Annotated in this window: 26 protein-coding genes; 6 read left to right on the forward strand and 20 right to left on the reverse strand. The window is 42.0% G+C overall.

Annotated elements, in window-relative coordinates; genetic code table 11:
* Positions 1–6: 6 nt before the first annotated feature.
* The 5 genes from gap to VS868_RS10675 all read right to left on the reverse strand — a co-directional run bounded on the left by gap (position 7) and on the right by VS868_RS10675 (position 3,920).
* Positions 7–1,041 carry a type I glyceraldehyde-3-phosphate dehydrogenase gene (gene gap / locus VS868_RS10655; protein WP_345597345.1) on the reverse strand — a complete coding sequence of 345 codons (1,035 nt, stop codon included), beginning with the start codon at positions 1,039–1,041 and terminating at the stop codon, positions 7–9.
* A complete protein-coding gene (gene lipA, locus VS868_RS10660) occupies positions 1,041–1,910 on the reverse strand; it encodes a lipoyl synthase (RefSeq protein WP_345597347.1) in 870 nt (289 codons plus the stop codon). The genes gap and lipA overlap by 1 nt, the downstream gene beginning before the upstream one ends.
* Before the next feature lie 128 nt (positions 1,911–2,038).
* The gene (locus tag VS868_RS10665; protein ID WP_345597349.1) at positions 2,039–2,608 is read right to left on the reverse strand and encodes a sigma-70 family RNA polymerase sigma factor; all 570 of its coding nucleotides are present in this window, start codon (positions 2,606–2,608) and stop codon (positions 2,039–2,041) included.
* On the reverse strand, positions 2,599–3,699 hold the full coding sequence (locus VS868_RS10670; RefSeq protein ID WP_266067890.1) for a glycosyltransferase: 1,101 nt from the start codon (positions 3,697–3,699) through the stop codon (positions 2,599–2,601). The genes VS868_RS10665 and VS868_RS10670 overlap by 10 nt, the downstream gene beginning before the upstream one ends.
* Positions 3,700–3,713: 14 nt before the next feature.
* On the reverse strand, positions 3,714–3,920 hold the full coding sequence (locus tag VS868_RS10675; protein ID WP_266067889.1) for a membrane or secreted protein: 207 nt from the start codon (positions 3,918–3,920) through the stop codon (positions 3,714–3,716).
* Positions 3,921–4,087: 167 nt separating this feature from the next.
* Between VS868_RS10675 and VS868_RS10680 the strand changes: the two genes are divergently transcribed.
* On the forward strand, positions 4,088–4,726 hold the full coding sequence (locus VS868_RS10680) for a fasciclin domain-containing protein (protein ID WP_345597352.1): 639 nt from the start codon (positions 4,088–4,090) through the stop codon (positions 4,724–4,726).
* Between the two features lie 107 nt (positions 4,727–4,833).
* Positions 4,834–5,445 carry a fasciclin domain-containing protein gene (locus tag VS868_RS10685; protein WP_266067887.1) on the forward strand — a complete coding sequence of 204 codons (612 nt, stop codon included), beginning with the start codon at positions 4,834–4,836 and terminating at the stop codon, positions 5,443–5,445.
* A 75-nt stretch (positions 5,446–5,520) separates the two neighbouring features.
* Here VS868_RS10685 and murB read toward each other — a convergent pair whose 3' ends face one another.
* The 3 genes from murB to VS868_RS10700 all read right to left on the reverse strand — a co-directional run bounded on the left by murB (position 5,521) and on the right by VS868_RS10700 (position 8,621).
* A complete protein-coding gene (gene murB, locus VS868_RS10690) occupies positions 5,521–6,534 on the reverse strand; it encodes a UDP-N-acetylmuramate dehydrogenase (protein WP_345597356.1) in 1,014 nt (337 codons plus the stop codon).
* Positions 6,534–7,724: a pyridoxal phosphate-dependent aminotransferase gene (locus VS868_RS10695; protein ID WP_266067885.1), complete on the reverse strand. Its 1,191-nt coding sequence runs from the start codon at positions 7,722–7,724 to the stop codon at positions 6,534–6,536. The genes murB and VS868_RS10695 overlap by 1 nt, the downstream gene beginning before the upstream one ends.
* Positions 7,725–8,249: 525 nt before the next feature.
* Positions 8,250–8,621 (reverse strand): DUF1573 domain-containing protein, encoded by a 372-nt coding sequence (locus tag VS868_RS10700; protein WP_266067884.1) that lies wholly within the window; start codon positions 8,619–8,621, stop codon positions 8,250–8,252.
* A 141-nt stretch (positions 8,622–8,762) separates the two neighbouring features.
* Here VS868_RS10700 and VS868_RS10705 point away from each other — a divergent pair, with 141 nt between their 5' ends.
* Entirely contained in the window at positions 8,763–11,393 is a 2,631-nt protein-coding gene (locus tag VS868_RS10705; RefSeq protein WP_345597359.1) for a valine--tRNA ligase, read from the forward strand.
* Positions 11,394–11,544: 151 nt separating this feature from the next.
* Here the strand turns inward: VS868_RS10705 and VS868_RS10710 are convergent, their stop codons facing one another.
* The 6 genes from VS868_RS10710 to rsfS all read right to left on the reverse strand — a co-directional run bounded on the left by VS868_RS10710 (position 11,545) and on the right by rsfS (position 16,422).
* Complete coding sequence (locus VS868_RS10710; RefSeq protein WP_345597361.1) at positions 11,545–11,853, reverse strand: acyl-CoA-binding protein; 309 nt, start codon at positions 11,851–11,853, stop codon at positions 11,545–11,547.
* Entirely contained in the window at positions 11,822–12,475 is a 654-nt protein-coding gene (locus tag VS868_RS10715) for a phosphatidylserine decarboxylase family protein (RefSeq protein WP_266067882.1), read from the reverse strand. Before VS868_RS10715 ends, VS868_RS10710 begins: the two co-directional genes overlap by 32 nt.
* Complete coding sequence (locus VS868_RS10720) at positions 12,465–13,268, reverse strand: phosphatidate cytidylyltransferase (RefSeq protein ID WP_266067881.1); 804 nt, start codon at positions 13,266–13,268, stop codon at positions 12,465–12,467. The genes VS868_RS10715 and VS868_RS10720 overlap by 11 nt, the downstream gene beginning before the upstream one ends.
* A gap of 1 nt (position 13,269) precedes the next feature.
* The gene (locus VS868_RS10725; RefSeq protein ID WP_266067880.1) at positions 13,270–13,881 is read right to left on the reverse strand and encodes an LUD domain-containing protein; all 612 of its coding nucleotides are present in this window, start codon (positions 13,879–13,881) and stop codon (positions 13,270–13,272) included.
* Between the two features lie 100 nt (positions 13,882–13,981).
* The gene (gene ftsH, locus VS868_RS10730; protein WP_345597365.1) at positions 13,982–16,033 is read right to left on the reverse strand and encodes an ATP-dependent zinc metalloprotease FtsH; all 2,052 of its coding nucleotides are present in this window, start codon (positions 16,031–16,033) and stop codon (positions 13,982–13,984) included.
* A 17-nt stretch (positions 16,034–16,050) separates the two neighbouring features.
* Complete coding sequence (rsfS, locus tag VS868_RS10735) at positions 16,051–16,422, reverse strand: ribosome silencing factor (protein WP_266067878.1); 372 nt, start codon at positions 16,420–16,422, stop codon at positions 16,051–16,053.
* A gap of 94 nt (positions 16,423–16,516) precedes the next feature.
* Between rsfS and VS868_RS10740 the strand changes: the two genes are divergently transcribed.
* Positions 16,517–17,251 carry a biotin--[acetyl-CoA-carboxylase] ligase gene (locus VS868_RS10740; protein WP_266067877.1) on the forward strand — a complete coding sequence of 245 codons (735 nt, stop codon included), beginning with the start codon at positions 16,517–16,519 and terminating at the stop codon, positions 17,249–17,251.
* Here VS868_RS10740 and VS868_RS10745 read toward each other — a convergent pair.
* Positions 17,248–17,640: an SRPBCC family protein gene (locus VS868_RS10745; RefSeq protein ID WP_266067876.1), complete on the reverse strand. Its 393-nt coding sequence runs from the start codon at positions 17,638–17,640 to the stop codon at positions 17,248–17,250. The genes VS868_RS10740 and VS868_RS10745 overlap by 4 nt on opposite strands.
* A gap of 3 nt (positions 17,641–17,643) precedes the next feature.
* On the reverse strand, positions 17,644–18,285 hold the full coding sequence (gene pyrE / locus VS868_RS10750) for an orotate phosphoribosyltransferase (protein WP_266067875.1): 642 nt from the start codon (positions 18,283–18,285) through the stop codon (positions 17,644–17,646).
* A 7-nt stretch (positions 18,286–18,292) separates the two neighbouring features.
* Here pyrE and VS868_RS10755 point away from each other — a divergent pair, with 7 nt between their 5' ends.
* Complete coding sequence (locus VS868_RS10755; RefSeq protein ID WP_345597370.1) at positions 18,293–18,922, forward strand: NUDIX domain-containing protein; 630 nt, start codon at positions 18,293–18,295, stop codon at positions 18,920–18,922.
* On the opposite strand, the gene VS868_RS10760 is transcribed toward VS868_RS10755, so the two are convergent.
* Entirely contained in the window at positions 18,884–20,635 is a 1,752-nt protein-coding gene (locus VS868_RS10760) for a M14 family metallopeptidase (protein ID WP_345597372.1), read from the reverse strand. The genes VS868_RS10755 and VS868_RS10760 overlap by 39 nt on opposite strands.
* Before the next feature lie 10 nt (positions 20,636–20,645).
* The gene (locus VS868_RS10765) at positions 20,646–20,783 is read right to left on the reverse strand and encodes a hypothetical protein (RefSeq protein ID WP_345597374.1); all 138 of its coding nucleotides are present in this window, start codon (positions 20,781–20,783) and stop codon (positions 20,646–20,648) included.
* Between the two features lie 40 nt (positions 20,784–20,823).
* On the opposite strand from VS868_RS10765, the gene VS868_RS10770 reads away from it, so the two are divergent.
* Positions 20,824–23,130, forward strand: coding sequence for a TonB-dependent receptor (locus tag VS868_RS10770; RefSeq protein WP_345597376.1), 2,307 nt, complete (start codon positions 20,824–20,826; stop codon positions 23,128–23,130).
* 98 nt (positions 23,131–23,228) lie between these two features.
* On the opposite strand, the gene coaD is transcribed toward VS868_RS10770, so the two are convergent.
* Together coaD and VS868_RS10780 are read right to left on the reverse strand one after the other, a co-directional pair.
* Positions 23,229–23,684, reverse strand: a complete 456-nt coding sequence (gene coaD, locus VS868_RS10775) for a pantetheine-phosphate adenylyltransferase (RefSeq protein WP_345597378.1) — start codon at positions 23,682–23,684, stop codon at positions 23,229–23,231.
* 39 nt (positions 23,685–23,723) lie between these two features.
* On the reverse strand, positions 23,724–24,701 hold the full coding sequence (locus VS868_RS10780) for a D-alanine--D-alanine ligase (protein WP_345597380.1): 978 nt from the start codon (positions 24,699–24,701) through the stop codon (positions 23,724–23,726).
* Between the last annotated feature and the right edge of the window lie 48 nt (positions 24,702–24,749).

A 24,749-nucleotide genomic window follows, 5' to 3' on the forward strand; every position in this document is an offset into this window, starting at 1 on the left:
ATATAACTATTTAATTGATACATGGGAAATTAAATCAATGAGGCGGCTCGAATAACCAATCTCGTTGTCATACCATCCTATGATCTTCACAAAGGTATCTCCCACTACCGAAGTCATTTGTGCATCAAATATACAAGAGTGAGGATTGCCTTTAATATCTATAGACACTATAGGATCTTCGGTATATTCCAGAATATTATGAAGACTTCCTGCCGCAGCTTTTTTAAAGGCCGAGTTTATTTCTTCGATACTTGTGTTCTTTTCTACATGAAGCGTCATATCGGTAAGGCTGCCGTTGGCTACCGGTACTCTTATCCCGCACCCGCCAATAACATCGCTAAGCCCGGGGAATATCCTGGTAAGGGCTTTTGCAGCTCCGGTGGTGGTAGGTACGATAGACTGGCCGGCGGCACGGGCACGCCGCAGATCTTTGTGGGGCTGGTCATGCAGGCTTTGATCGGTGGTGTAAGAATGTACGGTGGTGATATAGGCTTTTTTCACTACCGCGAGTTCATTTACGATCTTCAACATAGGCGCGGCATTATTTGTAGTGCAGGAAGCATTTGAAATAATGTCTTCAGTGCCGTCAAGTATATGCTCATTGACTCCCAAAACCACCATTTTTATGGAATCATCTTCGGGAGGCACGCTCAAAATCACCTTTTTGACACCTTGCTGAAGATGCGGCTCCAGGTCACTCCTTTTCTTGAACTTCCCGGTACTCTCTACTACCACGTCAACCCGGTTAAGGCTCCAGTTAATATCGGCTGTGTGGGCGTGATTATAAACGGGTACCTCTTTTCCGTCTATTACTACGGAAGCTTCTCTGGAAGAAACCTCTTTTTTGAGTACACCGTGAATGCTGTCGTACTTAAGCAGGTGAGCAAGGGTGGCGGCAGGAGCCAGGTCGTTAATTGCCACTACTTCCAGGTCTTCACGATCTAAGAGCAGCCTGAAAAGATTTCGGCCTATGCGCCCAAACCCGTTGATCCCAATCCGGATCTTTTCTTTTGATGCGGTTGAAGGTCTTGCGCCCTCCATTATGTAAGATGTTTTTGAGCTTTGTACGAAGATCTTACCAAAGCACCACTCTCTACATGCCTAAAGCCCATTTCAAGCCCAATAGTCTCGTACTTTTTAAACTGCTCTGGAGTCACAAATTCGTGTACCGGAAGGTGCTGTTTTGTAGGTTGCAGGTACTGGCCAATAGTGACAATGTCAAGATCAACTTCCCGCAGGTCTTTCAGGGTTTGTATCACTTCTTCTTCTTTCTCACCCAAACCAAGCATGATGCCCGATTTTGTTCTGTTTACTCCCTGCTCTTTCAAATATTTCAACACCTGAAGGCTGCGTTCATATTTCGCCTGTATACGTACTTCGCGCGTGAGCCTCTTTACAGTCTCCATGTTGTGCGAAACAATCTCTGGGTTTACTTTGATGATACGGTCAATATTTCTCTCCACTCCCTGAAAATCGGGGATCAGGGTTTCAAGAGTCGTGTCGGGGTTCATGCGGCGAATCGCACTCACGGTCTCTGCCCACATAATGGAGCCCATATCTTTAAGGTCGTCACGGTCTACGCTGGTAATTACAGCATGTTTGATCTTCATCAGCTTTATGGAACGGGCAACTTTTTCGGGCTCATCCCAGTCCAGGGTTTCGGGTCTCCCGGTTTTTACGCCGCAAAATCCGCAGGAACGGGTACAAATGTTTCCGAGGATCATAAAGGTCGCCGTGCCTTCGCCCCAACATTCTCCCATGTTTGGGCAACTTCCGGAGGTGCAAATCGTGTGAAGGTTATACTTATCTACCACACTTCTAAGCTCGGTGTATTTTTTTCCGGTAGGTAATTTTACCCTTAACCACTTCGGTTTAGGCGTTCTTTGTGTAGGGAGTTGCTGTGTTTCCATAGGAGGGCAAAGGTACAACTAGAATGCCTAAAAACAAACGTTAAATAAGCGTTGCTTTTGCCTCCTTCAGCAGAAAATTTTCCGAAGAAAATGGCATTTTAAGCACCTTAACTTCTCAAAAATGGCGTTTAGGACGTTCTTTTTTCAATGACCTCGGCCAGTAGCTTTTTTGCACGCAACAACTTTACTTTTACGTTGTTGATAGGCTCCTGAAGATGGGCAGCAATTTCTTTATAGCTCTTTTCCTGAAAATGCCGCAGATGGATCACTTCCTGGTAGTGCGGTTTCAGTTTTTTAATGTCTATGAGCAGCTGGGCCAGGTTTTGTTCGGTAATTAGGGTGTCCTCAATACTGGGCGTTTCATCGGGAATGCGGTGCACCCGGTCATCTTCTTCGTCGGTAGTGCGAGATCGTATAGAAGCGTTCTTTTTTCTTACCAGATCTACATGAATATTTTTAGAAATAGTAATGATCCAGGTCTTAAAAGTGTATTTGGGATCAAAAGTGTCAATTTTATCGAAGGCTCTTGAAAAAGCCTGAATGGTGATATCCTCGGCATCATATTCGTTCTGGGTGCGCTTAAGCTGAAAGCCGTAAACATCGTTCCAAAACCTGTCTAAGAGATAATTAAAGGCTGCTTGTTTCCCCTTTTTCGCCTTTTCAATTTGTTGCTGAAGGAGGTCTGGCTCTATTTCCAATTAGTGGGTTTTGAAAAAATATTAGAGATAAATATAGCTAATTGCGCCGAAACCAGGAACAATTCTAGAAACGGAAAAAGCCAGAAAAGATCGGTTTCTCCAAACTTCTTGCCCGAGTTGTAAAATACCACTCCCTGTACAATCCATCTTACCGCCAGTAAGAATAAAGCTACCTGCCAAAAAGGGCTTTTTAAGAGGATAAAAAAGAAGATCCAGAACAACAGCTGGGAAGTGTAGAAGAGGCCCAGCATTAACCGGTGTTCTTTTTTGTAATGGGAAGCAGCCGAAACGTGCCTCCTTTTTTGGGTAAACCACGCCTTGAGCGTAGATTTTGGGACGCTGCGGGTAATTCCCACAGGTGAAAAACAAAGGGCGGTGTTGGTTTTAGTAGCAGCCCCGTTCACAAAAAGATCGTCATCTCCCGATTTAATGTGTAAATGCGTGGCAAAACCATTCTGGGCAAAAAATTCTTCGGAAGTATAGGCGAGATTGCGGCCTACCCCCATGTAAGGTTTGCCCCAACTGGCATAAGAGAAATATTGAATTGCCGTAAAAAGCGTCTCGAACCTGATAAGTTTATTGAGCAGGGAGCGGGATTCAATAAAATACCCGCCGTAGCCAATCACAATGCTTTTTTGGTCTTCAAAGTGGGCGCTCATCTCCTTAAGCCATTCACTGGTTTCGGGTCGGCAGTCGGCATCAGTAAATAAAAGGTAAGGTTTTTTGGCCTTTTTGATGCCTAAGGTAATTGCGTATTTTTTGTTGGCCCAAAAGGCTTCGTTGTTTTGAACGTCAACTATTTTTACCCTGTCGTCACTTTGCTGAAATTCTTCAAGCACTTCAAGAGTCTCGTCTACAGAGGCGTCGTTGATCACCACCACCTCAAAATCGGGGTGGTCTTGCGACAGGATCGCCGGAAGAAAATTCCGCAGGTTTTCGGCTTCATTTTTGGCACAAATAATTACCGAAACCGGGAGCTCCTTATAAGCCGGCTGACTTTCATTTTTGGCAAGGGCAAACCTGAAAAATCCCAGGTAATAACATAGGTTGATTAGGCCAATGACAACAAAGGCAATAAGGATGGTTAGCATTTATGTGGTGGGAATTATTTTACCGGTTGAGGTTGATCACAATCTTTTGCTTCATCGGGAAGTTTTCCGCAGTAACTGCAGGCTTCTCCTTCCTTGTTAAGAAAAGGGCTTTGACTGGCACAGGTCCCACTAAATTTTCCATCTTTCTTTCCCCAAATCTTAATGGCAATCCCGGCAACAGCCAGTCCTAAAAGTACTATGGTGATTAATATGAGTTCCATAAATAGAATTTTGTGCAAAAATAACGAATAATGACCACTATAAGAAGGGAATAGGATTTTTTTCTTAAGGCTTCATTACCACAATTTTAACTAAAATTTAGTGCCGCGGGAGAGGTAATGGATTTATAAGGTAATAAATTGCAGGTAAAGCTTAAAAAACCCACGATATGCGATACAAATTACCAATAATTTTGATCATTTTTCTTTTTGCCGGGCTTACATCCTGTCAGGATAAAGAAAATAAAAGTGATTCAGAAGTTGATATTATCCCTGCGGAAGAAAAGAAAGATGAACTTAGCAGCTCAGACCGGCCGATGCCGAGAAGCTACATGCTGGCCAAAATGCGCGAGAATGATGAGCTTTCTGCTTTTACTGAAGAATTTCAGAGATCAGGGCTTGAAGAAGAATTTGAAGGAAAGGAAGGTATTTATACCATTTTTGCCCCTTCAAACGCAGCGTATGACCGTATCCCTGCCAGGCAAATTAATCCCGATACCGACAGTCTCACGTCTAACGCCGATCTTATGCGTTATTACATGGTAGAAGGTGAAATGACCGTAGATTATCTTCGGGAAAGGATCAGGGCTTCAAAAAATGACAGGTACGAGTTTAGAACCGCTTTGGGTGAAAAACTCTGGGCTACCCTTGAAGGTGATAAAATTGTACTTACAGATGTATTGGGCAATAAAGCTGCTATTGTGACTTCAAATATGGACGAGTACTACGGGGTTTACCACATCATTGATAATGTGTTACAACCCGGTGAAAAACGTCAGGATAATGGTGAAAGTGAAACTGAAGGTTAAAAATTCTTGCTTCGGAAGAAGACATTTTTAACTCAGGATTATAATTTATTGTTCGGCTCTACACTGCTTTTTTATTAAATTAAATAAAACCTGAAAATATTGATACTATGAAGATTAGAAATATAATGATGTTAAGCGGATTTGTAATGATCTTGTTTAGCGCATGTAAGAATAATGAAACCAAGACAGATGATGCAAGCCTTGAGGTACAGGAAGAGAATTTTGAAGAAGGTGTCGAAGACTTACGCCAAAGGAACGCAACAGTAGATGCTATTGAAGGAAACCCCGAGCTTAGTACGTTTGCTACCGGTCTCAACACCTGGAATGTGGAAGATACTTTAGACCTGGTAACCGAGCCTTACATGGTGTTTGCGCCAAGTAACAGGGCTTACAGCAGGGTTTACAGGCAGCAGGGCTATGACATTTTAGAAACCACGCCAGAATCTGTCATCCCGTACCACATAGTAAAAGGTAATTTTACACGGGAAGAACTGAAACAGGAAATTGAAAATGTGAATGGCACTCTCATACTTTCCACTTTGGAAGGAGAAAACATCACCTTTAGCCTTGATGGCGATAACATTGTGCTAACGGGTGCTACAGGTGAAAAAGCTAACATAACCGAAAGCTTCGAAATTGAAAACGGTACTGGTTATATTATAGATAAAGTATTACTTCCTGAAGGAATTGACACAGTGACTATAACTCCAGAAGAGTAGGGGGTGTAGTTAACAGAAAAGGAAAAAGGGTTCCAAAAATGTCATTTTTAGAACCCTTTTTTGATGCTTTTTATTTTAGATGATATTGACTTCCGGGGAAATTTCGATCCCGAACATATCCAAGATCTTCTGCTGGATCTTTTCAGCGAGCTGAAGGATATCCAGGCCTGTGGCATTTCCGTAGTTTACCAGCACCAGTGCCTGCCTGGTATGCACCCCGGCATCTCCTTCACGGTAGCCTTTAAGGCCAGCGTGGTCTATGAGCCAGCCTGCAGGGATCTTTACCTGCTGCCCGTCAACCTCGTAAAAGGGGATTTCAGGATATTGCTGTTGTAGCTTTTGTAAAACTTCTTTTGAAACTACAGGATTCTTGAAAAAACTTCCGCTGTTGCCCAACTCTTTCGGATTAGGCAGTTTAGATTGGCGGATGCTTATAACGGCTTCAGAAACATTGGCTATTGTAGGTGTTTTTACACCTTTATCTTCCAGAAATTGATCTATAGAACCGTAAGTAGTATTCAGTTTATGATTATTCTTACTAAGCCTGAAGCTAACACTTGTTATAATGTACTTTCCTTTCGCTTCATTCTTAAAGATAGAATCTCTGTAGCCAAAGTGGCATTCTTCTTTTGTAAAGGTCTTTAATTGCAGCGTTTGGATGTCCAATGCGGTGCAGCTTTCAAAGCTGTCTTTGAGTTCCACACCATACGCGCCAATATTTTGGATTGGAGCAGTGCCCACCTTCCCGGGGATCAGGGAAAGATTTTCGAGTCCGCCAAAAGAATGGTCAATACAGTACAGGACAAACTCATGCCAGTTTTCACCGGCCATGGCCTTTACCAGTACGTCGTTCTCATTTTCCTCAAGAATTTCGATGCCCTTGAGGTTTATATAAACCACTGTTTTCTGAACATCTTTTGTGAGCAACATATTGCTTCCGCCGCCAAGAATGAATAATTCTGAAGCATAAGTGTTCTTCAAAACTTCCCGAAGTTCTTCTACAGAAGTTACTTCTACGAAATTGCGCGCCTTTACATCTATTCCGAAGGTGTTATATGGCTTCAGGGAAATATCCGATTGCATTTTCATTAGCCCTTGTACTGCTTAAGCGCTTCTTTAAGGATCTCTAATGCCCTTATAAGATTTTCCTTTTTAAGAACGTAGGCGATCCTCACCTGGTTAGTCCCGGTATTTGGCGTAGAGTAAAAGCCTGCAGCAGGAGCGATCATAATGGTTTCATTATCCATTTCAAAGCTTTCCAGGAGCCATTTGGCGAAATCTTCGGCATCGGCGACAGGTAATTCAGCAATACAATAAAATGCACCTTTTGGATTGGCTACTCTTACTCCTTCAATCTGTTCAAGGCCCTGCACCAGGGTATTTCTTCTGGAAGTGTATTCTTCTATAACTTCATCAAAATATTCCTGTTCAGTATCGAGGGCCGCTTCGCTGGCAATTTGAGCAAAGGTTGGAGGGCTAAGGCGTGCCTGTGCAAACTTCATGGCTGTGGCCATAAAATCGGCATTTTTGGAAACTACACATCCAATTCGTGCGCCACACATGCTGTAGCGTTTTGAAACAGAATCTATCATGATCGCATTCTGCTCCAATCCCGGTACGCTCATAATAGAGTGATGTTTTGCACCGTCGTAAGCAAATTCGCGGTACACTTCATCGGCGACAATAAAGAGGCTGTGTTTTTTAACGATCTCGGCCAGTTGATCAATTTCTTCTTTTGTGTAAAGATACCCTGTTGGGTTCCCCGGATTGCAAATAAGAATTGCCTTAGTGTTGGGAGTGATGAGCTTTTCAAATTCAGAAATTGGAGGGAGCGCAAAACTGTCCTCAATTTTCGATTTTACAGGAACTACAGTAACCCCCGATGCTGTTGCGAAGCCATTGTAGTTTGCGTAAAAAGGCTCTGGAATGATCACTTCATCGCCAGCATCACAAATGCTGCCCATGGTAAATAGTAAAGCTTCAGATCCGCCGGTGGTAATGATCAATTCATTAGCTGTAATCTCAATGTCGTGGTTCCTGTAGTACTTAGCCAGTTTGTTGCGGTAGCTTTCAAAACCGGCAGAATGGCTGTAAGAAAGCACTTCAATATCGGTATTTTTGACTGCTGCAAGTGCTTTTGCAGGAGTTTTAATATCGGGTTGGCCAATATTCAACTGATAAATGGTACGGCCCTTTTTTATTGCAGCTTCTGCGTAAGGAACTAATTTTCTTATAGGAGATTCGGGCATAGCCTGCCCTTTACGAGAAATATGTGGCATATCTAAAATTTTGGCTTACAAAGTTGCGAAATTTTAAATTGAGAATAATATTTTTCCTGATTTTTATCCTTTCTGAAGGGTATTCAACTTAAAGCATCAGGAGTTGCTAATGAATTTTGATGAAGATTAAATTTCTTAGTGGTATTGTTGTTTGAAAAACTGAAAATTTCAGATTAAAGCTGAAATTATAAGGTACTTCTGAAATACTTCAGCAAAACAGGCGAAAAGAGAATATGAAAGTGCGCTTTACCTTCCAAAAAAGGTATTTTGAAGCTGCCTTTTTTACTTCCGAAGTAGAGAAATTTAAACTTTTTCAGAAAAGCTTGTATGGGGAGCAGGAGCGGAGCTTCAAAGCCTTCAAAAATGGCAATTTGTGCTTAAAAAACTGCTGAAAATAAAAGGAGGCTGCTTTAAAAGCCTGTTTCCGTGAACCTGAATCTTGTTACAGGTACTTCCTGAAATGCTTCAGAAAACGGAGTGGTAGCTTTTAAAACAACCTCCTCAAAATGTCATTTTTGGAAAGTTTTATTCCAGAACTTTTCCTTTGATCTTTATTGATTTGGCAGGCACATCGGCATTAGAATAAACGGTGATGGTTTTTCTAATTGGGCCTACTCTTTTGGTATCATATTTCACTTTGATCTCCCCGGTTTCTCCGGGAGCAATAGGATCTTTTGGTTTTTCGGGGATAGTACATCCGCAGCTTGAAGTAACATCTGTAATTACCAGGGCAACATTTCCGGTATTTTTAAATTCAAAAACGCGAACGCCATCACTGCCTTTCTCTATTTCGCCGTAGTCTATTACTTCAGACTTAAATTCAATTTTTGCTGTTTCCTGCGCCTGTACAGCGTAGCCTGCAAAAACAAAAAGGGCAATTGCAATTAATTTTTTCATGGTTTTTAGTTTTTTCAGAATTGTAAATATACTACTAATCTGTTTATTGTAGCAAATAAAAAGGCAATCGGCTGCATCGCCTTTTATAATCCTGAAGTTATAATTACTTTTGCCCATATATTCCAAAAACCGCACCAAAGTATGTCTGTAGCATCAAATTACGTAGCCCGGGAAGTTGAAACCAAGTGGTATGATTACTGGATGAAGAATAATTATTTTCATTCTGAAGTTGACGAAAGAGAACCGTACACTATCGTAATTCCGCCGCCCAATGTTACTGGGGTGCTGCACATGGGGCACATGCTCAATAACACTATTCAGGATGTGTTGATCCGTCGCGCACGGCTGCAAGGCTACAATGCCTGCTGGGTGCCGGGGACAGATCATGCCTCTATTGCTACAGAAGCCAAGGTAGTTGCCAAATTAAAGGCAGAAGGAATAGATAAAAATACACTTTCACGAGAAGAATTTCTGGAACATGCGTGGGAATGGACCAATAAGCATGGCGGGATTATCCTGGAACAGCTCAAAAAACTTGGAGCTTCCTGTGACTGGGACCGTACAAAGTTTACGATGGACGATGATATGTCGGCTTCGGTAATAAAAGTGTTTGTCGACCTTTATCGCAAAGGCCATATTTACCGAGGTTACCGTATGGTGAACTGGGACCCGCAGGCGAAAACCACACTTTCTGATGAAGAAGTGGTGTACCAGGAGCAGCAGGGGCAGTTGTATTACCTTCAGTATAAAATTGAGGGTACAGATGATACGCTCACAATTGCTACTACCCGGCCCGAAACTATTCTGGGAGATACTGCCGTGTGTATTAATCCCAATGATGAAAGGTTTAGTCATTTAAAAGATAAAAAGGCGATTGTTCCGCTTTGTGACCGCGTGATCCCTATTATTGAAGATGAATATGTTGATATAGAGTTTGGAACGGGGTGTTTAAAAGTGACCCCAGCGCACGATGAAAATGACAAGGTGCTTGGAGATAAGCACAATTTGGAGGTGATTGATATATTTCATGATGATGCTACGCTTAACTCCTTCGGAATGCATTATGAAGGAATGGACCGTTTTGAGGCACGAAAAAAGATCGTTGAAGAACTAAAAGAGAAAGGTATACTGGTTAAGACCGAAACTCACTTAAACAAGGTGGGCACCAGTGAACGTACCGGCGCGGTGATCGAGCCAAAACTAAGTGACCAGTGGTTCCTGAAAATGAAAGAACTGGCCCGGCCCGCACTTGATGCCGTACTGGAGAAAGAGGTGAACCTGGTACCCGAAAAATTTGTAAATACTTACCGTCACTGGATGGAGAATGTTCGCGACTGGAACATTAGCCGGCAGTTGGTTTGGGGGCAGCAAATTCCTGCATATTATTATGGAGAGGGCTACGAAGATTTTGTTGTAGCCGAATCTCCTGAAGAAGCTTTAACGCTGGCCAGAGAAAAATCGGGCAACAATGAATTAACTGCCTCTAATCTTAAGCAGGACAAAGATGCTCTTGATACCTGGTTCTCTTCATGGCTTTGGCCAATAAGTGTCTTTAACGGGATTCTTGAGCCCGATAATAAGGAGATCAATTACTATTATCCAACAAATGACCTGGTAACGGCGCCCGAGATTCTCTTTTTCTGGGTAGCACGTATGATCATTGCCGGATATGAGTACAGAGATAAAAAACCTTTTAATAATGTTTACCTAACGGGGATTGTGCGCGATAAACAGCGTAGAAAAATGTCAAAATCCCTGGGTAATTCCCCAGATCCTCTGGGGCTCATAGATGCTTACGGCGCCGATGGGGTGAGGGTAGGAATGCTATTGAGTTCCCCTGCCGGGAATGATCTTATGTTTGAAGAAGATTTATGTAAGCAGGGAGCAGCATTTGTAAATAAAATTTGGAATTCGTTCAAGCTGGTAAATTCATGGGAAGTTTCAGATAAAGCCGAACAACCTGAAGCTGCAAAGATTGCTGTGGAATGGTACAGGGCGAAATTTCAGAAGAGCCTGCACGAGATTGAAGATAACTACAAAAAGTACCGTATAAGTGATGCTTTAATGGCTACTTATAAGCTGGTATGGGATGATTACTGTTCCTGGTTCCTTGAGATGGTAAAACCGGCTTACGGGCAGCCTATGGATAAAGCAACTTTTGATGCTGTTACAGAGATCCTGGAGAACAACCTTAAAGTTCTTCACCCATTCGTGCCATTTGTTTCAGAAGAAATATGGCAGTCAATGAAGCAGCGAAATGAGAAAGAAGCCCTGATCATTTCCTCATGGCCCAAAAATGAGGAATTTGATGCTTCTCTTATAGATGAATTTGTAGTGGCTTCAGAAGTGGTTTCGGGGATAAGAACTATTAGAAAAGAAAAGAACATTTCTTACAAAGATCAAATTGAACTTCAGGTACTCAATAATGAGAAACTTGGCAGCACGTTTGATCCTATCATTGAGAAAATGGGAAATATCTCATCTTTGGGCTATACTCAGGAACAAGTAAAAGGAGCTCTTTCTTTCCGGGTGAAGTCTAATGAATATTTTATTCCTGTGACTGGTGCAGTTGATGTTGAAGCCGAAAAAGCCAAGCTTGAAGAGGAATTGAACTATACCCGCGGATTTTTAAAATCGGTAGAGAAAAAGTTGTCTAACGAAAAGTTTGTGAGTGGGGCACCTGCAAAAGTGGTAGATATGGAAAAGCAGAAAAAAGCTGATGCCGAAGCTAAAATTGAAGCAATTCTTGCCAGTATAAAGGCGCTTTCTTAGACAGATTATAATTTCAGATATAAAGCAAAAGCCTCAAAGATTTTCAAAATCTTTGAGGCTTTTGCTTTTTTAGATATTGCTGCTAATTGAAATCAGGTGTGGCTTAAACTGATTGTTTAAACTAAAATCTTCAGTAAAATCCTGATCAATATTAATCGTGGATATTTTCCTCAACCAGCTGGATGTAGGCTTCTTTAGCCTCTAAAACTGTCAATCCCTTTACCTGTAGCAGGGCGTTTAGTTTAAAGGCATTTTTGAGGTCGCTATTCCCCGAAGGGATATATGCCTGGGAATGTTTTGTAGCCTGTTTATAGTAGGCGTAGAGCTTAAGCATAAGATCGGGAGGGAGCTTCTGGGAAGTCCTGCTGGCTTTTTCATAAGCTCTTAAAAATTCCCTGTCAACTTCTTCGGGAGTCATGGCTACGGGATTAGGAAACTTTTGCAATGAGACTAATGCCACCTTTTACTTTTTGATTCAGTTTAACTTCAAGCTCGGTGCCCAGAGGAAGAAATACGTCAACCCTGGAGCCAAACTTAATAAATCCGCTATCGCTACCCTGAACCACTTCTTCGCCTTCTTTGGCGTAATTTACTATACGCTTGGCAAGAGCACCTGCAATTTGCCGGTAAAGGATCTCTCCGGTGCTATCATTTTCAACAACTACTGTGGTGCGTTCGTTCTCTTCACTGGCTTTTGGGTGCCAGGCCACGAGATATTTGCCGGGATGGTACTTGCTGTATTTTACAATCCCTCCAATAGGATGCCGCGTAACGTGAACATTGATGGGAGACATGAAAACAGAAACCATTAAGCGTTTATCTTTAAAGTATTCTTTCTCATACACTTCTTCAATGACCACCACTTTTCCATCAACTGGTGCAATAACGTGCTTGGTATTAACCACGGTATTTCTCTTCGGGTTCCTGAAAAACTGAAGAACCAGGAAGAAAAGCACGATAGATCCTATAAGGATAACAACCCTAATCCAATAGGTGAAAATAAAAGTTTGTGCCAACAGGTTTACAATGATCAATAAGATCATTGCGGTTCCCATTATTTTATATCCTTCTTTATGAAACATAGTTAATTAGTTGTAAATAGGCATAAACAAAAGGGCTTGCAAAAATGATGCTGTCAAGCCTGTCAAACAAACCTCCATGACCGGGCATTAGCCTGCCGCTGTCTTTCACTCCTGCCTGTCTTTTAAACTTTGACTGTATAAGATCTCCAAGGGTGCCAAAAATGCTTAAAATCACTGCCAGTCCCACCCATTCATTGACGCTTAGAAGGCCGGTGAAGAAATATACCAAATAGGCTGCAATCGCACTAAAGACCAATCCTCCCAAAAAACCTTCGACTGTTTTTTTAGGGGAGATTCTTTCAAAGAGCTTTTTCTTTCCAAAATTCTTACCTACAAGATAGGCAAAAGTATCGTTTATCCAAATAAGTGAAAATATACCAACTACCAGTTCGGGTGTGAAATCTCCTGTGTAGCTGGGTATGAGTGTGAGAAAGATGAGTGAAGCTATGAGGTAAAAAATGATGATCACATACTTTTTCTTCTCAAAAAGGGGAATTTTGTTCACCAGCATAAGATCTTTTACAAGAAACAGGTTCACAAATATGGTGATGAGCAAGAGGAGGGAAGTGCCATATGGGCTCCAGCGCATATAGCTGAAAATATAGAACAACCCGATGAGAAGAAAATATCCCAGGAAACTTTTTAAATGTAAAAGTCTTTGAAGTTCCCGAAGACAAATAACACCAAATAACAGGAAAAGTGTGGTGAAGGCGAATTCGGATGCAAATATGGAGACCACAAGAATGGATACATACATGACCCCCGATAAACCCCGAATAATATTTTCCTTCATATTACAGATCTTCCAGAAGCAGCAAATATAGGTTTTTTGTACTACTTCCGTAGCTCATGAAATCCCCTTCTTTGTTGTTCTCAAAATTCTTGATGGTGGTAATATTTGAAGGAATACGGTCTTTATTTTTAAACTTAATGCCTCTTAAGCCCTCGCCAATGGCGTCAACGAGCTTGCTGGTAGAGGCAAGGATAACAAAATTATAGGGTAATTCTTTAAGCTTCTTCTCTTTAATTTGATTTGAAGATATAAGAATAGAGCCATCATTGGCAATTAGATATTCGCAGGTGCTAAGAAAAAAAGCTGCTTCGCCGGAATTAGTGAATTCTAAATTCTGGTCGGAAAATTTATCCCGTAAATTCTGATCAAAACAACAAGTTTCTTTTTCATACCAATCATTCTCCAACATGATGTTTTCAAACGTCTCTATCAATTCTTCATTACTCTCACAATAAAGAAATTTGCCGCCGTTGTTTTTGAAATTGAGCATAAAACGCTCATCGGTAGGGAGCTTAACATCTGGCATATACTTGCTACGGTCAGAACTTTCTACTTTATCCTGACCTTTGTCTGATTTAGATTTAGGGTTCAAAAAGTTTCTAAATAGACTCATATAGGTTTCTGATTACTCAAGGTAGCATTTCACCCAAAGGTAAAAAATCTTAACTTACAGATTAAGATAAGTTAAGATTTTTTACTGATAGGATTGTAGATTATTTTCCTTCGGAAGTCGAAGTGTCCTGCGTTTCTGAACCTGGTGTGCTACCGGGAATTGTTTTTTCGGTAACAGTTTCTTCCTGTACAGGCACAGTTTTTTCCTGGCTGTTGCCATTCATGATCTCGTCACGGCTCTTAAAAGGCCTTTTTCCGAAGATCTCCTCGAGGTTATCTTTGAATATAACTTCTTTTTCCAGGAGAATCTCGGCCAGCCTGGTAAGCTTGTCTTTATTGTCCTCAAGAAGTTTAATAGCTCTTTGATACTGCTCTTCAATAAGGTTTGAGATCTCCTTGTCTATTAATTCTGAAGTTTTCTCACTGTAAGGCTTGGTGAAATTATATTCACTCTGGCCTGAAGAATCGTGATAAGTGAGGTTTCCTACCTTTTCATTTAATCCATACACGGTCACCATGGCACGGGCCTGTTTGGTAACTTTTTCCAGGTCGCTAAGAGCTCCGGTAGAGATCTTGTTGAAAATTACCTTTTCGGCTGCCCGTCCTCCCAGGGCTGCACACATTTCATCAAGCATCTGTTCTGGTCTCACAATAAGCCTTTCTTCAGGGAGATACCATGCAGCTCCAAGCGATTGCCCGCGAGGTACGATGGTAACCTTTACAAGAGGAGCGGCGTGCTCCAGTATCCAGCTAACGGTTGCATGTCCTGCCTCGTGGAAAGCGATGGCTTGCTTCTCCTCTGGAGTGATGATCTTGTTCTTTTTCTCAAGACCACCCACAATACGATCTACTGCATCCAGAAAATCCTGTTTTCCAACAGCGGTTTTACTATTACGTGCAGCAATTAATGCAGCCTCGTTACATACGTTGGCAATATCGGCACCCGAGAATCCAGGAGTCTGTTTTGCCATGAACTCAGTATCTAACTCGTCGGCCACTTTCTTTAGCGGGCGAAGATGTACTTCAAATATTTCTTTTCTCTCCCTAACATCAGGCAGGTCAACATAGATCTGTCTGTCAAACCTTCCGGCGCGCATAAGGGCTTTGTCAAGCACATCGGCACGGTTGGTAGCTGCCAACACAATTACATTGGTGTTCGTTCCAAAACCATCCATTTCTGTAAGGAGCTGGTTTAAGGTGTTCTCACGCTCGTCGTTAGATCCCGAAAAATTACTTTTTCCGCGGGCACGTCCTATAGCATCAATCTCATCAATAAAGATAATAGCTGGAGATTTTTCTTTTGCCTGTTTAAACAGGTCTCTTACCCTCGAAGCTCCAACACCTACAAACATCTCCACAAAGTCGGATCCTGATAGTGAGAAAAAAGGAACTTTGGCTTCTCCTGCCACAGCTTTTGCAAGCAAGGTCTTACCGGTACCCGGAGGTCCTACAAGTAAAGCACCTTTTGGTATTTTTCCTCCCAGGGAGGTATATTTATCTGGAGTTTTTAGGAAATCTACAATTTCCTGTACTTCTTCCTTGGCTCCTTCAAGACCGGCCACATCTTTAAAAGAAACTTTAACGTCGGTATTTTGATCAAAGAGCTTGGCTTTTGATTTTCCTATGTTGAAAATCTGTCCGCCTGCACCGCCACCGGCTCCACCGCTCATACGACGCATAATGAAGATCCAGATTCCAATAATCAGAATAAATGGCAACAGGGTAAGTAATATATCGCCCCAAACATTTTGATGGGTCTCAAAAACCACAGGGGTGTCAACATTACTTTCAGCTTTTACCTCTCTTATGTCATCCTCAAGGTTTTGAAGGTCACCAAATTCAAACGTATAGGCCGGAGAATCTCCACCTGGAAATAGCTCATCCTGTACTGCCTTTTGGTGTACTTCTTTTGCCTGGGCTTCTTCGGTAAGGAATACTTTTGCCTGATTGCGGTTAACAATAACCACTTTCTTTACGTCTCCCTGTTCTAAATAGTTCAGGAATTCGGCAGGGTTGGTCTTGGCAGGTTCATTAAACCCACTATCACTGAAGAAGTTTATCCCCAAAAACACCAGGATAATAGCTGCATAAATCCAGTATGCGCTAAACTTTGGTTTTTTTGGCTCTTTATTTTTAGGTTGCTCTTTGGCCATGCGTTCTTTCTTAACTCTTAATAATTTGTATTGATTGAAGTGGATTTTGCATCCCCCCAAAGACTTTCAATGTCATAATACTCTCTAATGTGCTTCTGAAAAACATGTACTACCACGCTCACGTAATCCATTAGTACCCACTCGGCATTATCAGATCCCTCTATATGCCAGGGTTTATCTTTAAGCGATTTACTAACGGTTTTTTGAATGGAATTAACAATGGCGTTTACCTGTGTGTTTGAGGTACCATTGCAGATGATGAAGTAGTCACATACAGTATTTTCTATCTCCCTAAGGTCAAGAATATCAATGTCATTCCCTTTAACTTCTTCGATTCCTTTGATTATGTGTGCTATAAGTATATCGTTGTTAGCTTCTTTTTTTATCATTAAATTTATTTTCTTTGCGCAAAGTTATTACTTTTTAAGGTTTTTTGAACCTTGGTTTTCATAACATTTAACGCCTGCATTATCTATCCTTCGTATGCACCTTATCAAAGTTAGTGCCATCAACTCCACAAATTCGTTTGCGCGAGAGCTTTTAAAAGAAAATCCTCACTTACCTCTTACCTGTGTGGTTGCAAAAAAACAGACCCTGGGCAGGGGGCAACGTGGTACTTCCTGGAGTGCTGAAGATGGTAAAAACCTCACTTTTTCGGTGTTTTTACCCCGACCAAATATAGATCCGGCCCATCAGTTTGTGCTGAGTGCCGCTATTGCAACGGCTCTGATTTCGGCTCTCGAAAAATTTGACCTGCCACGATTAAAAATAAAATGGCCAAACGACATCTTGTCAGCTAATCGAAAACTGGCGGGTATACTTATTGAAAATATTATTTCTGAAGGTAAAGTGACGGGGTCTATTATTGGGATTGGGCTAAACGTTAATCAGCAAAACTTTGAAGATCTGCCCCAGGCCGGTTCCATGAAGACTGCCACCGGAAAGGAATTCAGTCTTGAGGAGGTGCTTAATGTTGTACTTGCGGAGCTTGAAAAAGGATTTTCGGAACTTTCCGAAGAAAGCTCCGAAGTAATTTTAAACACTTATAAAAATGCTCTTTTTCGCAGGTTAGTTCCCTCTACCTTTAAAGATCCCAAGGGCAACCTTTTTACAGGAATGATCCTCGATGTTAGCCCAACAGGTAAGCTCCTGGTGCAAAAAGGGGAAGAGGAAGAGGTTGCCGAATACGACCTAAAAGAAATTAGTCTTTGCTATTAGATCTTTGCGAGGTTTTCAGCTAAATTCGAAATGAATTTCTTCAAAGGTCCTTTTACCATCATAGCCATCATGGTATTGAATTTTCCGTGGAAAAACAACTGGGCTTCACTCTGATTGTCTCCCAAAGACTGGATCTCCACATCAAGAGAAAAATCAAACTTGTCTGAAGTAGAACCCAGTTTAATATTTTCTGGCTCGCGGGTTTCTTTTATCTGCAGTGCGATCTCTGGCATTCCTTTCAACGCGAAAGCAAAAGTGTCCTGACTTTTCACTTGAAATTTCTCTTTGCTCTCTGGCATGATCTGCTCATAATTGTTCACGTCTGTAAGGAAATTGAACAATTCCTGCTGACTCTTTTGTACTGTTACTTTGTCGCTCTGTAATTCCATATCTTATTTTTTCCAGTTAGCCGGATCATTTCTCCAGCTTTTTAGTAGCTCGCTTTCGGTTTGATTGATATAATTTGTTTTTAGGGCTACTTCCAATAGATATTCATAGTTGCTAAGGGTGTGTAGCTCAATATTCGCATCTTTAAAATTCTGGTCTGCAGTATCAAAGCCATAAGAAAAGATGGCCAGCATACCTTTTATTTGAAGGTTGGCGTCCTGTAGTGCTTTTACGGCATTTAAGCTGCTATTACCGGTGCTAATGAGGTCTTCAATCACCACAACGGTTTGCCCTTCCTCAACTTTGCCCTCAATCTGGTTTTGGCGGCCGTGAGATTTTGCTTCGGGGCGCACATAAGCAAATGGCAGGCTCAGATATTCGGCTACCAGCATTCCTATTCCTATTGCTCCTGTGGCAACGCCGGCAATAACATCGGCTTTACCGTAAAGCTGTTCTACCTGGCGGGCCATGTGTTCCCGTACAAAGTTGCGGATGGGAGGATAAGATAAGATGATGCGATTGTCACAGTAAATTGGAGAGTTCCAACCGCTGGCCCATTTAAAGCCTTGTTGTGCATCTAATTTTATTGCCTTAATTTGCAATAATAACTCAGCAGTTTTGCGAGCCGTTTCCTTGTCTAAAATCATACTGCAAATGTATAAAGTTTTTGTAAATGATGTTCCTATTATTCTCTCAACAGAAAAGGATTTGGGAGAGAAATATGTATCTATTCCGTTAAAGGAGGTTAAATTAAAAAGGATTATCAAAAAGATCAACAAGGGAAAATTGCTCTACGTTAATCTTTATCACCAGAAAAAAGAGAAGCTTCTAAAGCACCTTTTTAAGAAGTTACCTGTAGTCACAGCCGGTGGAGGATTTGTACTAAATCAAAAGGATGAGGTGTTATTTATTTTTAGAAACGGCCGGTGGGATCTACCCAAAGGGAAAGTTGAAAAGAGAGAGAGTATAGAGACAGGGGCTATTCGCGAAGTAGAAGAAGAGACGGGGGTGAAAAACCTCGAAATCTCTAAATTCCTGCAAACTACTTATCACGTGTTTCAAAGAAAAGGCCGGTACAGGCTTAAAGTTACCTACTGGTATGAAATGAGGACCGATTATGACGGCGAACTCATCGCCGAAGAGAGTGAAGGTATAGAGAAGGTAAAATGGAAAAGTATGGAAAAGGCGCAAAAAGCTTTGAAAAAGTCTTACGCCAATATTAAACTCCTTTTTCCCGAAGAAATTTTACCGGCTCACTCTAAAGACGGGATATCGCAAATGTGATACTTCATAGTGCTCACTCTTCTTGTGAATCCAGTCCAGTTGTGCATACCAGTTGGCAGCAAATTCGGGGTCGTTCTTCTTTTTAGCCAGGAATTCATTTTCAATTTCAGGATAATCGTCTAGAAATTCTCTTGCTACCTCCTCAAACACGTATGGGGAGAAGCCTTCTTTTTGCTGCAGAATGCTGTCAAAGAAATTCCAGTTAAAGAAGGAATCCGGTGCCTGGGGCTCAAGTGTTGCCAGCAAGTACTTTGCTGCTTTTTGTTCAATAGGAATAAAAAGATCGCCCTGTTTAATATTTACTTTTTTCCTGCTGCTTTCTACCTCTACATTAAAATGTGGGTAATGCCCTTCATAAGGTGCAGTTCTGGTTTCGTAGTTTTTAATCCTGTAGACTTCTACTACCATGCTGGTGTCTTTTTCAAAAGGAACCATCTCTACATTGTTTAGTTCAAGCAGGTCCAGGATTGGCCACCACGCCTGCGGCACAATATAACCCTGGGGTATCTTCACTTCCCGGGAGGCCGTGAAACTATCATAGTAATCTACTTTTTTGGTGAAAGGGCGGGTAGTGTCATATTTTAATCTATCAAATCCGGTGACTTCACTCGGGAACCTTTCTGCCTCATACCCCTTAAATTGTAGCTCCGAAACTTTGCTGCTGTCCACCTTAAAATCAAAAGCATAAGTACTTTTGGTCTTAAAGGCTTTGGTGTCCTGAGCCCTCAGTTTTTTAAGAAGTTCGGTATCTTTATCGGCAATGTCTATCATGGAGCGTAGAAATTCATAAGAGCCATAAACCCTCTTGTCATACGGCTTAAGCATGTGCGTCTCCAGCATTATTCCGGGGGTGTTCCAAAGGGCAGCATATCCGGTCGAGTAGCGCGGGGTGTCAAGAAATTGCGTAAAACCTTTGTCGGGCACATCTCCAAACACATTCACGTAAGGAGTCATTTCCCAGTCTTTTTTCTTCAGGGCCTCTTCAACGGCGGGCCTTAGATCTTTTTTGATATAATTTCCCAAAGCTCCTCCCATCTGGTCGTGCTGTGTAATTACATGGGTAAGGGTGTACTGGTAATCGGCGCCATTACTCACATGGGTGTCAATAAAAAGATCGGGGTCTACCTTGTGAAAGATCTCGTAAAAGCTACGGGTGTTTCGGGTGTCGGCTTTTATAAAGTCGCGGTTGAGGTCATAATTTCTTGCATTTCCACGAAAACCATAAGCTTTAGGCCCATTCTGGTTAGTACGGGAAAAGGAGTTGCGGTTAAGCGCGCCGCCAACGTTGTACACCGGGATTGCCGCAATCACCGTGTTTTCAGGCAGGCTTATAGAATCTTGTGCAAGATCTCTAAATAACATCATGGTGGCATCAATCCCGTCGCTCTCGCCCGGGTGTATGCCGTTATTGATCATTACTATGCTATGGTCTTCGCGAAGGCTTTCAAAATCAAAAGATTTGTTAAGGCTGTAAGTCACCAGGTGTAGGGGTTCGCCACTATCGGTTTCTCCAATGCGCTCCAGATTAATGCTGGGGTACACCGCGGCAAGATCTTCGTAAAAGTCAATGATCTCGGGGTAGGTAGCAGTCTCTGTTCCTCCCGATTTTTCAAAAACAGTGGTGAAATCATAATCCTGCTCCAGTATATAGTTCGAAAAATCGCAGGAGCTAAGGCCAATGGCAATTACTGCCAAAACCAGTATTTTTTTCATGCAGGGAATTTTAACCGCCGTAAACATAAAGAAAAACTTCAAAAGCATAAAGTATTGCTAAGAATAAAGCAGGTTTTCCAGAACATGATAAAAAGCTTAAATTCGTAAAGCCCATTTCTTCGGAAGAAAAAGGTGTCAAAAATGCCATTTTTGACACCCCTTCCCGGTCACTAACTAAAACGAAACTCTTGAAAAAATATCTATTCCTGGTATTCACAATATTTTTCTTCGGAAAGCTCTCTGCACAGCAAATAAGCGGAAAAGTAACTGATGCCTTTACCAATAAACCTCTTGAAAATGTCAAAATTACTTCAGGTGAATCTTCTGAAGCTGTTTTTACAGATGCTTCAGGCGTATTCAATTTTTCTGCGGAAGGATTGCCTGTAAACCTCATTTTTGAAGCTCCCGGATACGGCCGAAAAATACTGCTGGCCAGCTCTTCCGAAGATCTTTTTGTTGTTCTTGCACCTTCCGAAGGTTCCCTGTCTGAAGTTGTGCTGCGAAGTACCATAATTCCGAAGCAATTATTGCAAACTCCGGCGTCGGTTTCAGTATTAAGCGAAGAAGAGCTGCAAAGGTTTGATGAAACTAATGTGATGCAGAATATAAGTACCGTGCCGGGCGTGAATGTGCACCAGGGGGCTTTAAACACCAATAAAATGAGCATTCGCGGGGTGGGTGCACGGTCTCAGTACAGCACAAACCGGGTAAAGGCCTATTTTATGGAAATTCCAATAACCAGCGCCGAAGGAGAAACGACGCTAGACGACCTCGATCCTGCCGCCCTGGAGCGCATAGAAATTATAAAAGGACCTACATCAAGTGTGTATGGCGCAGGTCTTGGCGGAGTGGTCACTCTTTTTCCTGCCCGTGACATGGAGCAGGGAACAAAGGCTGATGTAAAAGGCACTTTTGGAAGCTATGGCCTTTTTAGGGGAACTGCCCGGGCAGCTCACGCTTCAAAATCGGCCAACATCACTGCCACTTACAATCATGTGGAAACCGATGGCTGGCGTGATAATTCGGCTTATGACAGGGATTCTTTTACCCTTTTTGGGCAGGTGCTGGCAGGAAAAAACGGAGAATTGTCGGTACTGGGGAACTTTGTGCGCTTAAAAGCATTCATTCCGAGTTCGGTAAACCGGGAGACTTTTCTTAAAAATCCTTCTTCGGCGGCTTTTACCTGGGCTGCGGCCAAAGGCTACGAGTCTTACGACAAAGGTCTACTTGGGTTCTCCTATGACTATCGTTTTTCGGAAGAATTATCAAATATCACCAGTGTTTACGGCAGTTTTAGAGATGCGTATGAGCCAAGGCCTTTTGACATTCTTAACGAAGGGCAGTCAGCTTTGGGGGCAAGGACAAAATTCAGTCTTGAAAAAGACATTTTTGGAGCCCCTGCACAATTGAGCTTTGGCGTGGAATTCTATAACGAGTGGTATGATACTGCCACTTTTGAGAACCTGTACGAGCAGTTTGAAGATAAGGGCAGTGTGCCCGGTAGTTATTTGAGCCATAACGAGCAGGACAGGCGTTACTATAATATATTTCTTCAATGGAACCAGGAGGTGACCTCGCGGCTTAGACTGGAAGCCGGATTAAATCTCAACGCCACTTCTTACGAGCTGAGTGACCTTTATGAGGAAGACGATGTAGACCAAAGTGGAGCCTACAGTTTTAAGGAAGTGCTGTCACCCAGGATTGGTGCCGTTTACACAGTAACCCCGGGTAAAAATTTATATGCTTCGGTAAGTCACGGATTTTCTACTCCCACGGTAGCCGAAACACTTACTCCGGAAGGTTTGATCAATACTAACCTCAAACCCGAAACCGGAGTTAATTACGAGCTGGGCTTCAAAGGAAACTTCCTAAACAACCGACTCTATGCTGAAATTGCCGCGTTTTCAATCCAGGTGGAAAATCTGTTAGTAGCCGAACGAGTGGCCGAAGACCGGTATATTGGCCGCAACGCCGGAAAAACTGACCACAACGGAATAGAATTGTTGCTCAATTACAATTTCCCTGTTTCAGCAAATGTACGGGCACGCACCTTTGTCAATACAGCATACAATTCCTTCGAATTTAACAAATTTATAGATGAGGAAGAAGATTTCTCCGGCAACGATCTTCCGGCAGTGCCGCAGGAAACTGTAAATGCCGGGCTTGACATTGTCACTTCCTTTGGCTTAACCCTGCGAACTACATACCAGTTTGAAGGGGAAATGCCTTTAAATGATGCAAATACCGAATTCAGGAGTCATTATGACCTCCTGCATTTCAAACTCGCCCTGGAACCACTGGAAATGATCAATACTTCCATAAATAAGAACTGGGATTTGGAAATTTTTGGGGGTGTGAACAATGCGCTTGATGAACATTATGCGGCTTCGGTAATACCAAATGCAGTAGGTTTTGGCGGTAATGCCCCGCGCTACTTCTATCCCGGAATGCCCCGTAATTTTTACGGTGGTTTAGCAGTTGGATATAAGTTTTAAATCAATGAACAATTAGCAATTATCAATCAATAGTAAGCAGTATTCCTTTTAAACCACAAAAAATAAATAATAATAAAATATTCAATAAACAATATTCCTTATTCCTTTGAAACGGCATCTGGTACCATAAAATGATAATCTCCGCCATTGCGAATCACATCGCGAACAACGGTTGAGGAAATATGGCTTTTTCCGGAAGAAGTGATAAAGAAAAGGGTTTCTACTCCGCTTATTTTAAAGTTGGTTTGGCCAATGCTCTTTTCAAATTCCAGGTCAATGGCATTACGAAGGCCGCGTAAAATGAATCCGGCGTTTTGTTCCCTGCAAAAATCCACGGTCATGCCTTTGTAGGTCATCACCTTGATCTTTGGTTCATCTTTATAGGTCTCTTCCAAAAACCTGACCCGCTCTTCGAGAGAGAACATATAATTTTTGTCTGAATTTGTTCCAATTGCCAGGATGACCTGGTCAAAAAGTGGGAGTCCGCGGTTAATGATATCAACATGTCCCAGGGTGATGGGATCAAAAGAACCGGGAAAAACTGCTGTTTTCATGCTGAAAAAATTTACTCTAAAATAGACATTTTTGGATACCTAGGCTTTCAAGGCAGTTTCAATAGCGCTGCCAAAAAGCTCTTTTAAAGAAATGCCTGCCGCCTGGGCCTGCTGCGGCAGAATACTGGCTTCGCTAAGCCCCGGGTTAGTATTCATTTCAATAAAATGTGGTTCGTTGTTGTGGAAAATAAATTCAGATCTCGAAAAACCTTTCATCTTCAGCTTGCGGTAGATCAATTTTGCAATTTCCTGAACTTTTTTCGTTTGTTCTTCTGAAATTCGGGCAGGGGTGATCTCCTGAGATTTTCCGAGGTACTTGGCTTCATAGTCAAAAAACTCATTTTCAGAAACAATTTCGGTGACTGGCAGCGCGAGAATCTCGTCGTTGTGAGTAATCACTCCAACCGAAACTTCGGTGCCATCGAGAAATGATTCGATAATGATCTCGTTATCTTCCTTAAAAGCAAATTTTGTGGCAGGAATAATTTGATCCCGCGATTTCACTTTGGTAATTCCGAAGCTACTTCCGGCTTTATTAGCTTTCACAAAGCACGGCAAACCAACTTTGGCAATAATTTCATCGGGATCAACTTCATCTCCTTTATCTACAAAATAATTTTCAGCAGTTTTTATTCCGAAGGGTTTGAGCACACTAATAAGGTCTCTTTTATTAAAAGTGAGTGCCGACTGGTAGAAATCGCAGGAAGTCTGCGGAATGTCGAGCAGCTCGAGATAGGCCTGTAAAAGGCCATTTTCACCAGGTGTACCGTGAATGGTGTTAAAAACACAGTCGAAAGTGATTAACTGCCCATCAATTGTGACGGTGAAATTGCTGCGGTTTATGGGGTAAGGTGTGTCATTTTCTCCAATGACAAACCACTCTTTTTGCAGGATATGTACCCGGTAAGGGTTGTATTTACTGCGGTCAAGATTTTTGTAAACAACATTACCGCTGTTTATTGATATACGGTATTCGCTGGAGAAGCCGCCCATGGCTATGGCTACATTTTTCTTCATAATTAAATATCGCCCAATTATTTTCGTTAGCAAAAATAGCGACTAATA

It is taken from the genome of Salinimicrobium sp. 3283s (assembly GCF_039602225.1).
GTDB classification, from domain to species: Bacteria; Bacteroidota; Bacteroidia; order Flavobacteriales; family Flavobacteriaceae; genus Salinimicrobium; species Salinimicrobium profundisediminis.

Coding starts and splice junctions, on each gene's coding strand:
- ftsH (WP_345597365.1), bottom strand. CDS start 16,033: ATGGCCAAAGAGCAACCTAAAAATAAAGAGCCAAAAAAACCAAAGTTT.
- VS868_RS10760 (WP_345597372.1), bottom strand. CDS start 20,635: ATGAAAAAAATACTGGTTTTGGCAGTAATTGCCATTGGCCTTAGCTCC.
- coaD (WP_345597378.1), bottom strand. CDS start 23,684: ATGAAAACAGCAGTTTTTCCCGGTTCTTTTGATCCCATCACCCTGGGA.
- VS868_RS10745 (WP_266067876.1), bottom strand. CDS start 17,640: ATGGAATTACAGAGCGACAAAGTAACAGTACAAAAGAGTCAGCAGGAA.
- VS868_RS10680 (WP_345597352.1), top strand. CDS start 4,088: ATGCGATACAAATTACCAATAATTTTGATCATTTTTCTTTTTGCCGGG.
- VS868_RS10705 (WP_345597359.1), top strand. CDS start 8,763: ATGTCTGTAGCATCAAATTACGTAGCCCGGGAAGTTGAAACCAAGTGG.
- VS868_RS10670 (WP_266067890.1), bottom strand. CDS start 3,699: ATGCTAACCATCCTTATTGCCTTTGTTGTCATTGGCCTAATCAACCTA.
- VS868_RS10695 (WP_266067885.1), bottom strand. CDS start 7,724: ATGCCACATATTTCTCGTAAAGGGCAGGCTATGCCCGAATCTCCTATA.
- gap (WP_345597345.1), bottom strand. CDS start 1,041: ATGGAGGGCGCAAGACCTTCAACCGCATCAAAAGAAAAGATCCGGATT.
- murB (WP_345597356.1), bottom strand. CDS start 6,534: ATGAAAATGCAATCGGATATTTCCCTGAAGCCATATAACACCTTCGGA.
- VS868_RS10765 (WP_345597374.1), bottom strand. CDS start 20,783: ATGGCATTTTTGACACCTTTTTCTTCCGAAGAAATGGGCTTTACGAAT.
- VS868_RS10675 (WP_266067889.1), bottom strand. CDS start 3,920: ATGGAACTCATATTAATCACCATAGTACTTTTAGGACTGGCTGTTGCC.
- VS868_RS10720 (WP_266067881.1), bottom strand. CDS start 13,268: ATGAAGGAAAATATTATTCGGGGTTTATCGGGGGTCATGTATGTATCC.
- VS868_RS10755 (WP_345597370.1), top strand. CDS start 18,293: ATGTATAAAGTTTTTGTAAATGATGTTCCTATTATTCTCTCAACAGAA.
- pyrE (WP_266067875.1), bottom strand. CDS start 18,285: ATGATTTTAGACAAGGAAACGGCTCGCAAAACTGCTGAGTTATTATTG.
- VS868_RS10700 (WP_266067884.1), bottom strand. CDS start 8,621: ATGAAAAAATTAATTGCAATTGCCCTTTTTGTTTTTGCAGGCTACGCT.
- rsfS (WP_266067878.1), bottom strand. CDS start 16,422: ATGATAAAAAAAGAAGCTAACAACGATATACTTATAGCACACATAATC.
- lipA (WP_345597347.1), bottom strand. CDS start 1,910: ATGGAAACACAGCAACTCCCTACACAAAGAACGCCTAAACCGAAGTGG.
- VS868_RS10740 (WP_266067877.1), top strand. CDS start 16,517: ATGCACCTTATCAAAGTTAGTGCCATCAACTCCACAAATTCGTTTGCG.
- VS868_RS10725 (WP_266067880.1), bottom strand. CDS start 13,881: ATGAGTCTATTTAGAAACTTTTTGAACCCTAAATCTAAATCAGACAAA.
- VS868_RS10780 (WP_345597380.1), bottom strand. CDS start 24,701: ATGAAGAAAAATGTAGCCATAGCCATGGGCGGCTTCTCCAGCGAATAC.
- VS868_RS10685 (WP_266067887.1), top strand. CDS start 4,834: ATGAAGATTAGAAATATAATGATGTTAAGCGGATTTGTAATGATCTTG.
- VS868_RS10715 (WP_266067882.1), bottom strand. CDS start 12,475: ATGTTTCATAAAGAAGGATATAAAATAATGGGAACCGCAATGATCTTA.